General features: G+C 45.4%; 15 protein-coding genes. 10 read left to right on the top strand and 5 right to left on the bottom strand.

Translation table 11 applies throughout. From position 1 onward, the window contains the following. Positions 1 to 154: 154 nt before the first annotated feature. Positions 155 to 925, top strand: a complete 771-nt coding sequence (locus tag QUA80_RS17615; RefSeq protein WP_333426414.1) for a hypothetical protein — start codon at positions 155 to 157, stop codon at positions 923 to 925. Between the two features lie 739 nt (positions 926 to 1,664). On the opposite strand, the gene QUA80_RS17610 is transcribed toward QUA80_RS17615, so the two are convergent. Further along, on the bottom strand, positions 1,665 to 1,949 hold the full coding sequence (locus tag QUA80_RS17610) for a hypothetical protein (protein WP_333426413.1): 285 nt from the start codon (positions 1,947 to 1,949) through the stop codon (positions 1,665 to 1,667). 605 nt (positions 1,950 to 2,554) lie between these two features. Here QUA80_RS17610 and QUA80_RS17605 point away from each other — a divergent pair. The 5 genes from QUA80_RS17605 (at position 2,555) to QUA80_RS17590 (ending at position 9,228) form a co-directional block, all read left to right on the top strand. Beyond that, positions 2,555 to 3,115 (top strand): EF-hand domain-containing protein, encoded by a 561-nt coding sequence (locus QUA80_RS17605; RefSeq protein WP_333426412.1) that lies wholly within the window; start codon positions 2,555 to 2,557, stop codon positions 3,113 to 3,115. A 998-nt stretch (positions 3,116 to 4,113) separates the two neighbouring features. Next, entirely contained in the window at positions 4,114 to 4,401 is a 288-nt protein-coding gene (locus QUA80_RS33840) for a transposase (RefSeq protein WP_445302254.1), read from the top strand. Positions 4,402 to 4,858: 457 nt separating this feature from the next. Further along, positions 4,859 to 5,923, top strand: a complete 1,065-nt coding sequence (gene hemE, locus QUA80_RS17600; RefSeq protein WP_333426411.1) for a uroporphyrinogen decarboxylase — start codon at positions 4,859 to 4,861, stop codon at positions 5,921 to 5,923. Between the two features lie 338 nt (positions 5,924 to 6,261). Further along, entirely contained in the window at positions 6,262 to 7,227 is a 966-nt protein-coding gene (locus tag QUA80_RS17595) for an NAD(P)-dependent oxidoreductase (protein ID WP_333426410.1), read from the top strand. 408 nt (positions 7,228 to 7,635) lie between these two features. After that, complete coding sequence (locus QUA80_RS17590) at positions 7,636 to 9,228, top strand: B12-binding domain-containing radical SAM protein (RefSeq protein ID WP_333426409.1); 1,593 nt, start codon at positions 7,636 to 7,638, stop codon at positions 9,226 to 9,228. 212 nt (positions 9,229 to 9,440) lie between these two features. On the opposite strand, the gene QUA80_RS17585 is transcribed toward QUA80_RS17590, so the two are convergent. Both QUA80_RS17585 and vapB read right to left on the bottom strand, forming a co-directional pair. Further along, entirely contained in the window at positions 9,441 to 9,719 is a 279-nt protein-coding gene (locus QUA80_RS17585; RefSeq protein ID WP_333426408.1) for a type II toxin-antitoxin system VapC family toxin, read from the bottom strand. A 1-nt stretch (position 9,720) separates the two neighbouring features. Further along, the gene (gene vapB / locus QUA80_RS17580) at positions 9,721 to 9,942 is read right to left on the bottom strand and encodes a type II toxin-antitoxin system VapB family antitoxin (protein ID WP_333426407.1); all 222 of its coding nucleotides are present in this window, start codon (positions 9,940 to 9,942) and stop codon (positions 9,721 to 9,723) included. Between the two features lie 102 nt (positions 9,943 to 10,044). Between vapB and QUA80_RS17575 the strand changes: the two genes are divergently transcribed. The 4 genes from QUA80_RS17575 (at position 10,045) to QUA80_RS17560 (ending at position 12,236) form a co-directional block, all read left to right on the top strand. Then, entirely contained in the window at positions 10,045 to 10,200 is a 156-nt protein-coding gene (locus QUA80_RS17575) for a hypothetical protein (protein ID WP_333426406.1), read from the top strand. A gap of 46 nt (positions 10,201 to 10,246) precedes the next feature. Next, positions 10,247 to 11,146, top strand: coding sequence for a M48 family metalloprotease (locus QUA80_RS17570; RefSeq protein ID WP_333426456.1), 900 nt, complete (start codon positions 10,247 to 10,249; stop codon positions 11,144 to 11,146). Positions 11,147 to 11,274: 128 nt separating this feature from the next. Next, the gene (locus QUA80_RS17565) at positions 11,275 to 11,721 is read left to right on the top strand and encodes a DUF6932 family protein (RefSeq protein WP_333426405.1); all 447 of its coding nucleotides are present in this window, start codon (positions 11,275 to 11,277) and stop codon (positions 11,719 to 11,721) included. Beyond that, on the top strand, positions 11,718 to 12,236 hold the full coding sequence (locus QUA80_RS17560) for a DNA-binding protein (RefSeq protein WP_333426404.1): 519 nt from the start codon (positions 11,718 to 11,720) through the stop codon (positions 12,234 to 12,236). The genes QUA80_RS17565 and QUA80_RS17560 overlap by 4 nt, the downstream gene beginning before the upstream one ends. Before the next feature lie 57 nt (positions 12,237 to 12,293). On the opposite strand, the gene QUA80_RS17555 is transcribed toward QUA80_RS17560, so the two are convergent. Both QUA80_RS17555 and QUA80_RS17550 read right to left on the bottom strand, forming a co-directional pair. Next, positions 12,294 to 12,854, bottom strand: a complete 561-nt coding sequence (locus QUA80_RS17555) for a hypothetical protein (protein WP_333426403.1) — start codon at positions 12,852 to 12,854, stop codon at positions 12,294 to 12,296. A 30-nt stretch (positions 12,855 to 12,884) separates the two neighbouring features. After that, a complete protein-coding gene (locus tag QUA80_RS17550) occupies positions 12,885 to 13,328 on the bottom strand; it encodes a Tse2 family ADP-ribosyltransferase toxin (protein WP_333426402.1) in 444 nt (147 codons plus the stop codon). Positions 13,329 to 13,371 lie beyond the last annotated feature (43 nt).

Here is a 13,371-nt window from a genome sequence, read left to right as displayed (position 1 = left end):
ACGTCTGTGAGTTTAGCTTGAAATTTTGCACCCGCTAAAGAGTCTGGTTGGGTGAGGTTGACACGGTTGGCAGAAATTACATTTAAAATGGATTGTGTATGCAAATCTCGGCATCAAAAAAGCAAAAAGATTTTAAAATTTTCGAGAGGTTGATATGAAAGCACACAACTTGTTAAACAGTATTGCTGCCGCATTCCTAGTTACAGGATTGGCACTTACTGGTATTTCCTCTAGTGCTGTTGGCGAACAGATACGGAATAACGAGCGCATAGATGGAGTAATTCGCCGCACTTCGCCGATTTACCGTTTCCGAAATATGTGGACACCGGGATCTCCGACGGAAGAATTGCGGGGTCAAGAATACACTTTCAGTGCTCGGGAAGGCGATAACATTGAAGTGTTTTTAGACACAGATAGAAGTCGCGGTTTTACTCCCGTTATGGTGCTGTTTTACGGTAACAATAAACAAGTCGCCTTTACGCAAGACCGTTCTTTTAATTATCAAATTCCCCGTACTGGTGATTACAAGCTTTTAGTATTAGCAAAAGATGCTGCCAGAGGCGGTAGCTACACGCTGGAAGTTGCGGGAATTGATGGGGACGGCAGACGATCTCGCAATTCACGGGACGATTGGTACAGCGGGCGAGATAACGATCGATATGACAGAGAACGGCTTTTGCAAGATGATTTTGACTTGCGGTCTGTTGATTGTCGCGAGAGACGTTCTATGGTGAGAGTAAGGTTTGACGATGGCTATCAAGATTCAACTTACTGCGCTGTCCCGAATAGAAGGTTTCCGGCGGGAGATTATTATTACAATTCGCGGACTAGAAATTTAGAGTCGGCTAGGCTGAATGATAGTAGATTCGATGCCGGCCGCGATCAATGTCGCGTAGTGGTGGGCGGAGTGTGCGTGACGAGGTAAGTTGTTTCTTGTCGTTGCGAGGACTGTTTCTTGTCATTGCGAGGAACGAAGCAATCGCAGGATTTGTGCTTCATCGGTTCTATATTTTGGACACTAGCGCGGGTTCATCAACCCGGTTTCTTAGTAGAAATCGGGTTTCTTTGCCTCGCTAGTTTCCATTCAATTAGTTTCCTCAGCGAGTGGAGAGTATGTTCGTGGTGCCTCTGGATCGTGTCCAGAGGCATCAATCCTGTTAGCACTATCCTGGTGAACAAGGAGATGATATGGTAGTCAAGTGCTTAGGTTTGTTTGTAGGTCTAATCCTTGGCTTGTACCTTGCGTACTGGTTAAAGGTACGCCTGAATATCAATTTAAATGTAGTAGGAAATGAACACTTCCCCTCCTTCATCGAAAGGAAGTCTCATGGGTTGATTAAGTGTAGGTGGTTCCCCAACAGCCATCACTGTAATACCAATTTAATATGAAGCTGCATAGAATAAAGCTTCCAGAATGAAAGTGTAAGAAGATAGTGAACTGATTTCTTCAGGTGTGATTTGTTGCAGAACCTCCTGCCAGTCGTTCGCGCAATTCCCCAAGTGTCAGAAACACTTCTCCCTTGAATTGTTGTTTGATAAATTGCTTGCGCCCTTTCAATGGGACCCTTGCTCCGGGCTATGAGCTGGTTGACTTGCCGGGAATCAAATTGTCAGGCCACGCCCGCGTGCGCTGGTTACATGAACCCCCGCCTGGTCAACTTGAATTAGTGCGATGTCATCTCCCAGTTGATGTGAGAGGGCATCAATAAACTCCTGAAATCTTTGAGTATTGAGGCGATCGTATTCTTGACAAAAATGCCAGCAATCTCATTGGTTCGACCACACGCCCAGAGCCAAAAATTGTCACGTTTCCAGAGTACCGGTGCGATCGGTTTTACCCCAAACGCCATAATTACTTTCCCCTTGAAGGTTTTGAGTCCTAAGCGAGTCTCGTCTTGACACAAGTAACGCAACCGTTGTCCCTTTCCCAATAAGCGTTGATAGGTCAACAGGGCTCTTTCGATGTTTTTTTAAAACGCCGATCGGCATTGGGTTCTTGCTTCGCGCTTTTGGGGCGCGGCACTTTTAATTTAGCTTTAAGCCGATAGTGTAACCAATAATAGACTGTGGGGTATGTTAGGTTCAGTCGATCGGTCTCCCACAACGCCACTCCAGGATTTTTCCGTAACTTTTGAAACAGGCGTGGCTGTTCCAGTCTTTTTTGTAATCCGGCGATCGCATCTTCGCTCAAGTGAGGCGATTTTCACTCTTGCGCTCTTGAGGGCCAACAATTCGGACAATCCTCCCTGACGATACTTTTGCAGCCACCTAGTTACCGTTGAACCATCGCGTCCCAGACGTTTGGCCAGGGTTTGATGCGCTCGTGATTTGTCCAGTTTTTAGCCACCACAACATTTGCAACCGTTCTTTCTGACGCTTAGATACGACTGTGTTTTAGTTGTTGCTCGCCTTCTTTCTGCACTTTCTGCGATCGCCACAATCAGTTGACGTGCCATAACTCATCACCTCTCAACATTATCTTTATTCTATGCAACTTCATGTAAAATTGGTATCAATCATTAATTCATTTAACTCGACAAGGAAAATATCTCTTATGAACATTTCACCATTTCTCAATAAAAAGCTCGCTCGACGTTTTAAAGGATACGACTTTGATGGCAATGGCTACGTTGAGAAAACAGATTTCGAGCAGGCTATTGCCAGGATGTGCGAGGCATTTGGTCATGGACCTGATTCCGCAGCGCGACAGCGGTTATATGACCTCACCATGCAACTTTGGCAGCGTCTTGTCACCACTGCCGATGCCAATGCAGATGGTCGTATCAGCGAAGCCGAATACAAGAATGCATTTGCCAACAGTATGCTTGTAACCCCTGAAAACTACGATCGAGGCTATCGTCCGTTTTGCGAGGCGGTCATGGACATCGTCGATGTCGATGGCGATAGTCGTCAAAGTTTAGAGGAATATGAACTTTGGATGCATACGTTGATCAACGTGCCAAAGGCCGATGCACGTGTGGCTTTCCGCCTGATCGATAAGGATGGCAGCGGCTATATCACCACCGATGAAATGGTGGAGGCTATCCGCGAATACTACTTCAACGAAGACCCGCAATCGATTGGAAGCTTGTTGCTAGGTCCGCTTGATTCCTAATCGGTACAAGATAGACTAGTACACAGTGGCAGAAGTAACGCCAAAAGCGCCAATATGATTGTCAAGTCGCTTCGCTCCAATTCTTAATTCGTAATTACCCACGGCATTACCCACGGCTCAAGCTGGGGGCTTGAGTAGACGTAGATAATGAACATACACATCGACTCGGCACGAGCGCGTCTTAGCTTTTTTTTACCACCCCAAGGGGTGGTCAGTTACTTCTGCCGGGATGCACTAGTTAATAGCACCCAACCTCTCTCAAATGTGCAAATTCACAGTAGGCGTGAATTTACCCCTATGCCCGCCTAACCTGCGCTGCAAGCTTGCCTGCGCTGCAACAAATCAAACCTACCAGCAATAAGTCTTAAACCTGTAATACCAATTTTATGTGAAGTTGCATATAATGGAGAGATAGCTTTTATGGTGCGTTTATGAGTCGTAGTTTAAAAATCAAAATTGAAGAAAGTGCAGAGTTTTTAGAAAAAAAACTAAAAAATACTCGTACTGCCAGCCAAAGAGAACGAATACAAGTATTATGGTGGAAAAAAACATCGTCCCAGCAGTCTTGACGTTTCAAAAAAAATTTTTTGGGTTTGGGTAAACGGCTACGATATTTGTGTCTTGATGTTACCCGTTTGGGACTGAAAACGTTGACGGGAAAAGTAATTACAGCCCGGGGGGTAAAACCAGTTGCTCCCATACTGTGGAAGCGTGAAAATTTTTGGTTGTATGGGGTAGTCGAACCATTGAGTGGCTGGCATTTTTGCCAAGAATATGCCCATCTTAATGGAGAAGATTTCCAGCAATTTATTGACCAAGAATTTCAAAGGTGGTACCCGCCACGTGATTTATCCGTGGAGTCAATCCAAAATCTAAAATCTAAAATCCTCAAGCCCCCGAATTAATCCGTGGGGTCGCCTCCAAAATCTAAAATCTAAAATCTAAAATCGAATGACGCTCTTTCTCTACAATTGGGTGAAGATATTGCTCTAATTCAAATGGATCGAGCGGGTGTTCATATCACTAATGAACTCTCATGGCCAGAAAATTTAATTCCAGTCTGTGGGCCCTCACATAGTCCAGAACTTAATCCAATTGAACGGGTTTGGGAATATATCAAACAGCAACTTGTTGGAGAGGTTTTTACAACTTTTGGGCAACTACGAGAGCGCTTGCAACAAGTTCTTGAAAAAATCACTCCGCTCGCAAATCTGTTCGTTGTCATCTTACAATTTTATTCTAGAAGCCCTATTCTATGCAGCTTCATATTAAATTGGTATAAGTAGATAATGTTTCCATTCAATTAGTTTCCCCAGCGAGTGGGGAGCACTCCATCATACACCATATATACGGCAAGATCTCCAGAGGCCATTTGCGAGGGCCTCCCAAAATATCCGTCAAAACTCCTTCAACCCCGCAGAAAAAATCGCTGAAACCCTTGCCCAGCAATGCTGCGAGGGCATCGACGAAATACCGTCGTTTCAGCGATTTTTCAAGGCCCTCGCAAACTACCACAGTTCGATCGCAAATCAAGGTCTACCAATTAGTTCATCAGCCCAGAAAATAGAAACCCTACAAAACAGATCCCGCAATTGCTTTCCTTCGGATCGCTACGCTAACGGGCCTCGAAATGACAGACAATAGCTGATGCGGCCCGATCGCCGAATTTTCGATCGAAAAGGACGATCGCACAGTGGTAAGCTACCAAAGGCATTGAAATATCTAAGGTAGAGAAAAGTTAAAATGTCGGCATTAAATGAAGTTCCCTTGTTGTTGCGGGCAGCCCGCGGCGAAACCCTAGACCGCCCGCCCGTGTGGATGATGCGCCAAGCCGGTCGCTACATGAAAGCCTATCGAGATTTGCGAGAAAAGTATCCCTCGTTTCGCGAACGTTCCGAAATTCCCGAAGTTGCCATCGAAGTTTCCCTTCAGCCGTGGCGCGCGTTTCAACCCGACGGCGTAATTCTGTTTTCCGATATTGTCACCCCCATGCCGGGTTTGGGCATCGACATGGACATCGCCGAAGGCAAAGGCCCGATTATCCACTCACCCATTCGCACTCAGCAGCAAATCGACAACCTGCAACCGCTGAACCCGGAAGAAAGCTTGCCGTTTATCAAAACAATCCTGAAATCCCTGCGCGAAGAAGTCGGCAACAAATCCACCGTGCTCGGTTTTGTGGGCGCGCCGTGGACGCTGGCAGCCTATGCGGTTGAGGGCAAAGGTTCTAAGGATTATGCCATCATCAAAAACATGGCATTTTCCGATCCAACTTTACTGCATCAGTTGCTGTCGAAATTCGCCGATGCGATCGCCGTTTACGTGCGCTATCAAATCGACTGCGGCGCGCAAGTCGTGCAAATGTTCGACTCCTGGGCCGGCCAACTGTCCCCCCAAGACTACGACACCTTCGCTCTACCTTACCAGAAACAGGTGTTCGAGCAAGTCAAAAAAACCCATCCCGACACCCCGCTAATTCTGTTAGTCACCGGTAGCGCCGGCCTCCTCGAACGCATGACAACATCCGGCGCGGATATAATCAGCGTCGATTGGACGGTTGATATGGCCGACGCGCGCAAGCGTTTGGGCCCGAATATGAACGTTCAAGGAAATCTCGATCCGGGCGTGTTGTTTGGTTCTCAACCGTTTATTCGCGATCGAATTCTTGATACAATTCGCAAAGCCGGTCATCGCGGACACATCCTCAATTTGGGACACGGCGTATTGCCGGGAACTCCGGAAGATAACGTGCGTTTCTTCTTTGAAACCGCAAAACAAGCCGACAAATTGCTTGCAGTTGCTGCTTGAGTCCGACAATCCGACAGGGGTTTCAACCCCTGTCTCATAGCTAAAGTCCTCGCTATGAGGGCTCAAGATTAATATTTACGTCGGTTTTAACTCACCGAAGATCGCCCTTGCGAATAAAGCATCCCGTAGGGGCTGGTTCACCAAAAGCTTTAAGAAGTGCAGACAGGTTAAATAAACCCGCCGCCACCCACAAAAAAGCCTTTTATTAACAATGGTGCTCTTCAGTCGGTTGAAACCGACTTTTGCTATTAGCCAGGGGTTGAAACCCCTGGCGGATTGCAGGAGAATGAAACAGCCCAATTCTCCCCCTTGCCGTCCCCCCCTTCCCCTTCTGCAAAATGAACGCCAAAAAAATTTTCATAACGGGTGCAAGTGGCTGTATCGGTCACTACATGGCCGAAACTTTGATTCAAGAAACAAACCACGAACTTTACCTCTTAGTTCGCAACCCCGAAAAATTAAAATTTGACTGGAAAGCCCGCCCCGGCATCCATATCATACAAGGCGATATGCGAGATATCGAGCAATTTGACGAACTTCTGCAAACAATTAATGTCGCAATTTTAGCTGCCACTGCTTGGGGAGGAACTCAAGAAGTTTTTGACGTTAACGTCACCAAAACTCTCCGGTTAATTCAACTACTTTCGCCACAGACTTGCCAACAAGTAATTTATTTTTCAACGGCCAGCATTCTCGGTCGAGACAACAATTTGCTCAAAGAAGCCGGGGAACTGGGGACAGATTATATTAGCTCAAAATACAACTGCATGGTGCATCTGTCAGCCTTGACAAATGTGCCTCCAATTACGGCACTTTACCCGACATTAGTATTGGGAGGAGACGCAGAAAAACCCGTCTCTCACTTGTCATCGGGCCTGCCGCTTGTCGCAAAATGGATGGGTTTGATTCGCTGGTTTAAGGCAGATGGCAGTTTTCACTTCATCCACGGCGCAGATATTGCTAAAGTAGTTAATTATTTAGTTGAGCATCCGCCGGCTTCCGAGGAACCGCGACATTTTGTGCTTGGAACTCCGGCGATTACAGCTAACGAAGTGGTAGAACAAGCTTGCAAGTATTTGAATAAAAAGATATTTTTTCGGATTACTCTGTCACCTCGGATGGCCGATTTCTTTATTTGGCTGTTCCGAATTCAGATGGCTGCTTGGGATAGATTTTGCATCAGCTACCGCCATTTTACCTATCAAAATCTTGTGAATCCCGAAAGCATAGGAATGCCGAGTTACTGCGGCACAGTGGCCGATATGTTAAGAACTAGCGGGATTCCCGGCAAAGATTCAAATTAGAAGGAAGAAGGAAGAAGGAAGAAGGAAGAAGGAAGAGGGAAGAAGGAAGAGGGAAGAGGGAATGTGCACCTTACGAGATATATGTAGGGTGCGCCGAGGCGCATTTTACGAATAATGCTAAGTTTTTCAAGTTCTTTTTTGCCTTAGTCCCATGCTTTTTAAATGCGATTATCGTCAATTAACGGTCAAATACGATAAGATATCAGCATTTGCAAACTTTAACAGGGAACTGCAAGCTAAAAATTGCACTCCATTTATTTATCTTAGGGGGTGTGACCCCTCACCAGATATTCGATCGAGTGCAAGATCGTAATTTTAGCCTTAACATGAAGTCTTGAGAGCCGATCAAACTCTCACGCCCCGCCAGCCCGATCGCAAGTTGTTTACTGATGTGAGGTTTAACATATAATGCGAGTTCTCCTAGTTTACCCCCTGTTTCCGAAAACATTTTGGTCTTACGAGAAAATTTTAGAATTAGTCGATCGTAAAGTGCTGCTGCCACCGCTGGGTTTGGTAACAGTAGCAGCTATTTTACCCCAAGAATGGGAATTTAAGTTAGTCGATCGCAACATCAGACAAATCACAGAAGCAGAATGGGAATGGGCAGAGCTCGTTATTCTGTCCGCAATGATTGTCCAAAAAGAAGATTTGCTAGACATAATTCGCGAAGCAAAACGGCGCGGTAAATCCGTAGCTTGCGGCGGCCCTTACCCGACTTCTGTACCCGAAGAACCTCAAGCAGCGGGCATAGATTACCTGATTCTCGACGAAGGCGAAATTACCTTGCCGATGTTCGTCGAAGCAATAGGGCGCGGCGAAAAAAGCGGAATTTATCGATCGGACGGCGTAAAACCCGATGTTACCACAACCCCAGTTCCCCGCTTCGATTTGCTGGAATTAGACGCCTACGACTCGATGTCAATTCAATTTTCCAGAGGCTGTCCTTTCCAGTGCGAATTCTGCGATATCATCGTCCTCTACGGCCGCAAACCCCGCACCAAAACCCCCCAACAATTGATAGCAGAATTAGATTGCCTTTATAACTTGGGCTGGCGGCGCGGCGTGTTCATGGTAGACGACAACTTTATCGGCAACAAACGCAACGTCAAACTGTTGCTAACCGACTTAAAAGTTTGGCAAGAAGAACATAAATTCCCGTTTACTTTCAACACAGAAGCATCCATCGATTTAGCCCAAGACCAAGAATTGATGGATATGATGGTTGCTTGCAATTTCAATGCAGTGTTTCTAGGGATTGAAACTCCCGATGAAGAAAGCCTGCAAATGACCAAAAAATTCCAAAATACCCGAAATTCCCTGATAGAATCCGTAGAGTTAATTGCCAAATCTGGTTTGCGAGTAATGGCCGGATTTATCATCGGATTTGACGGCGAAAAACCCGGTGCCGGTCAGCGGATTGTCCAGTTTGCCGAAGCAGCAGCCATTCCGAGCACAACCTTTGGAATGCTGCAAGCTTTGCCGCACACGGCATTGTCCCACAGACTAGCAAAAGAAGGGCGGTTGCGCGACAAATCTGGCAACCTCAATCAGACTACTTTAATGAACTTTATCCCGACGCGGCCTCTCGAAGATATTGCCCGCGAATATGTCGAGGCATTCTGCGAAGTGTACGATGCTGAGAAATATTTAGACCGCACTTATCGCCATTTCTTAATGTTGGGTGCACCGACAGCAAATATACCTGCAAGAATTCCCAGTTGGATAGACTTGCGAGCACTGTTAACTGTGGTGTGGCGTCAGGGAGTCAAGCGCAAAACTCGGTGGAAGTTCTGGCATCATTTGTTCAGCATTCTCAGACGCAATCCTGCTGTTTGGGATCATTATTTGACAGTGTGTGCTCACAACGAGCATTTCCTCGAATACCGCCAGATTGTGCGGGATGAAATCGAAGCCCAATTGGCTGAGTTTTTGGCTAATGAGTCTCAAACTGTATATCAAGAACCTGTTGCTGTTGAGGAAAAGCAAGTGCAAGCGGTTTAGGGTTGGAGAATTCAACCTAATACCCAGATACCCGACTTCTTAAACAAGTCGGGTATCTGGATATTCTCTTTTGTTAAGTGGCTTACTTGTACAATTTTTGCCTTCTTCATCACCACACCCGCTGAATTGGATAAGCATCAAAAGCCTCATCGCGACTAATCAGAACCAGCGAATGATTCATCGTCTGTGCTACCAGAATGCGATCGAAAGGATCAAGGGTGGTGCAGAGGAAGACCTGCGTAAATCAGAGTGTCTTCAAATGTAATTGGTAGAATTTGAGCGTTAATGTATTGCAATTCCTTCGGCAGGTCTTCAAATGGTCGATTCAGTTGAAGCTTACCGACATTGATTTTAATAGAGATTTCCCAAAGGCTGGCAATACTAAAATACAAACCTGTTTTAGTATCGATCGCTTCTTTTGCTTTACTACCTAGATTGGAATCGCCAAGCAAATACCACAGAAAGGCATGAGTATCTAAAAGGGATTCCATGTTACATATATTCCTTTAAATCTTCCAGCGGTTCATCGAAATCATCAGACATAACGATCTGACCTGCCCAACTACCATAACCATGAGGTTGTTCAATTTGTTCTTGAGATGATTCAGTTTTTGCGTGTTTTTCAAGTAAATATTTTGCATAATGCAATATCTCTTGTTTGAGAGATTCTGGCATCTTGAGGACAGTTTGAAAAATCTCTATATCGACAGTCATGATTTATGTGGAATTTTTACTATGTCATATTCACCAATTATACCGTAATTGCAGTCAAAGGGTATTTAGAATGGTTGTCTCGTTTCCAGGTTCTGGCTGGAAATGTCAGATTCTGCGGCTCTGCTGGTTCAACAAAGCAAGCAGATAGAGCATCCCGAGGCATTCCCAGTTTCTCACTGGAAAGGTGGAATACTACTATTGGCGGCAGCAGCTATTTCGGCAGATAGAGGCGCGATCGCCCCAAATATGGAACTCTAATAACAAGCTCAAAAATAAAAAAAATCTCGATCGCCCTCAACCCGCCATGTTAGGAACAAATCAACTCAGGACAGCAGCTCTTTTAGGACTCCTAAGCGGTCTTCTAGTTTTAGGAAGTTATTATTTAATCGGCAACGAGCAAGGACTTTACATCGGTTTAGCGCTAGCCGCCTTCTCAAGTTTTAGCTCTTGGTACTATTCCGACACGGCCGCGTTAATGGCTTACCGCGCTCAGCCGATCGCCCGCAGCGAAGCTCCCGAACTCTACGATATGGTAGCATCGCTGAGCGAAAAAGCCCAAATTCCCGTACCGAAAATATTTCTAGTTCCCACTCAATCTCCCAACGCATTCGCCACAGGAAGAGACCCGGAACACGCGACAATAGCAGTTACTGAAGGCATCATCAAGCTGCTTTCCCGCGACGAATTGGAAGGCGTTTTAGCCCACGAACTTACCCACATCCGCAACCGCGACACCCTCACTCAAGCAGTTGCAGGAACAATTGCCGGTGCAATTACATTTGTCGGGCGAATTCTGACTTTTGGAGCGCTTTACGGTCCGGTAACGCGGGATAGCAGGCAAGGCGCGAATCCGTTTGGTTTGCTGTTTTTAATCATATTAGCACCGCTATCAGCAACCGTAATTCAATTGGCGATTTCTCGGACGAGGGAATTTGCAGCAGACAGCGGTGCGGTGGAAATTACCAATAACCCGATCGGTTTAGCAAACGCGCTGCAAAAATTAGAGAAAATGGGTCATGAAATTCCGATGCACGGCAATCCTGCGATGTCGCCGCTGCTGATTGTCAATCCTTTTTCGACTAAAGGTTTGCAGTCACTTTTCCGCACTCACCCGCCGACAGAGGATCGGATTCAGCGCCTTTTGGAAATCGCGCAGCAGCAGCAGCAAGGTACTCCTGTTATGGCTTACATAAACGGAGTTTGAGCGAGCGAAAATGCAGCAAGAATATCGAAAAATCAGGTTGTTTGAAGCAGCCTGGTTTTTGTTTGTTTATAATGGTAGCTGTGGTACGATCGACTCGCACAACTAATTTGCGGCGCGGGTGTGAGTAAGTGATTCCAGAATTCGATGAAAACGGCAATCTACCACGGGGAGTTCATTGGTGCGAATGGGAGGAGTTTGAGGAGAGATTTGGCACGAATTTTAAAAGAGATAGCTTGATATTGGGCTTGAAACTGGCAATGACCCAATTAAAAGCAGCAGGTGCTAGAACTATCTATATTGATGGTAGTTTTGTTACCAGCAAAGATAAGCCTAATGATTTTGATGCTTGTTACGATAGAGAAACTGTAGACAGGGAGTATCTGAGAATCAATGCTCCTAGATTGTTCAATCATCAGGATCGAAATGCCCAAAAAGCTAAGTATCGAGGGGAAATTTTTCCCTCAGACGAACCTGTAGGCAATTACGGAGAAAATTCCTTTGAATTTTTTCAAAGTGACAGAGGCAAAAACACGAAAGGAATTATAGCTATCGATTTAATGAGGTGGGAACCGTGATTAAAGATGAATTTGAGTACGGAGTCAGCAAAGATTGGGTTCAAAAATTCAACAAAACTCTAGCAGCAATGGAGCGGGATGAAGAAGCAAAAAGAAAGGACTTTCTCAAATGGGATGCAGGTAGAGGTTCGATTCAGCGCCATTTGGATCAGTTGCACGAAGAAATAGCAGAATATGAACGATTGATGGCGTGGGATAAGAGTAAGCCGATCGAACTTGTAGTTGAGAATTTTAATAAACTATCAGATGCTTTAATTAAAGCTCGAATGGCAGCAAAAATCAGCGTGGAAGAACTAGCAGAAAGGTTGGATATTGACCCTGAACGCCTTAAGGAACATGAGAAGAAAGATTATCAAGGTGCTAGTTATATGGAACTCCTTGAAATTAGCTGTGTTTTGGGTCTGGAGTTTAAGACGGCTGTGATGCAGGTCGATTTTGAGGAAATAGAGGTTATGAAACAAATAGCAGTAGAAAGGCGCGAACGAAAAAAGAAGAAGGCAAGTAAAACCGCCTAAAGATTGGAGGGTGCGATCGGGATAAATGCTGAGTAGATTGGGTTTGTTGGGTGTAAATTAGATGGTGGGGGGCGATGTCTCCACTAAAAGGATTTTCCCCACGCTCAGCAATTCATCAAGCTTGTTCTTTAAGTCCGGTGATGCTAGTAGTGGTCTATAAACTTCACCTTCATAGGGCTTCCAAACATATCCCAGACTGAACGATCGAAAAACCGAAGATGCTCCCGTTGCTTGCCAAACAGCTTCAGCTAAAACCAATCCAGGAAAAACCAAGGCAGGCTCTTCAATCAATTCGCTGTAGGTTCTAAATTCATCTACTTCCATACCAACTAAAGCATACCGAAACGGTGGAGCAAACCGCAAACTCTGATACAGAAATATACCTATTTCCGTCGTTAAATAAGCACTTTCTGGAGTGTCAATTCCAATCTCACTGATGCCACTTGGACAAACTCGACACCACCAATTTTCTTCTATGTCCTGAAAAATTTCTGCCCGACATTGGGAATGTCTACCGTTTGAGAGAACCCAGGAAATTTCATTGAAATATTGAGCAAATTGCTGTGCTTCAAATTGCTTTGTGCCACATTCAGCCGATAAGCTAAACACCCATGCCATTGCTGTTCTCCCGTTGACTAAATTAAACTATCAAACTTTCTCCCATTCGTTCTGTGTCTGGGCCAGGGCTGCTTCATATTTCTCTAAAAGCATTGTAGCGCTTGGCAAAATACTGACATGAGTTGGACTATCTTGCACAGCTTCAATATCTTCGAGGATCTTGCTGTCGTCAATCTGCCAAAGAGGATCTTTTCCTGTTCCGCCAAATTTTGGGGGTTTGCGGAATGGTGGTAAGCCTTCGATAGTGAGGGATACAGACATTGCTTTTGTGTTTCTAATAGCTACAGTGACAGACTCCTCTGAAGACTGGCGTTCTGTTTCTGGTAGTAAATAACCTTGTTCATCCAACCAGTCTTTGGGTACTTGCTCAACATCAATGTCAATACTGGGTCTGACTCCCAGTAGCCTCGCGTTGCGTCCCATTTTGGGTTTACCGTTTTCTTCTGCCATGCCTCGATAATAGAGTCTTGCCATTAGCCTTTTATCAGCCCAACTCGATCGCCAGACCAATCATAAT

Origin of the sequence: Microcoleus sp. F4-D5 (genome assembly GCF_036704885.1) — a bacterium.
Taxonomy (GTDB): domain Bacteria; phylum Cyanobacteriota; class Cyanobacteriia; order Cyanobacteriales; family Microcoleaceae; genus Microcoleus.
This window is presented reverse-complemented; position numbering and strand designations above follow the sequence as displayed.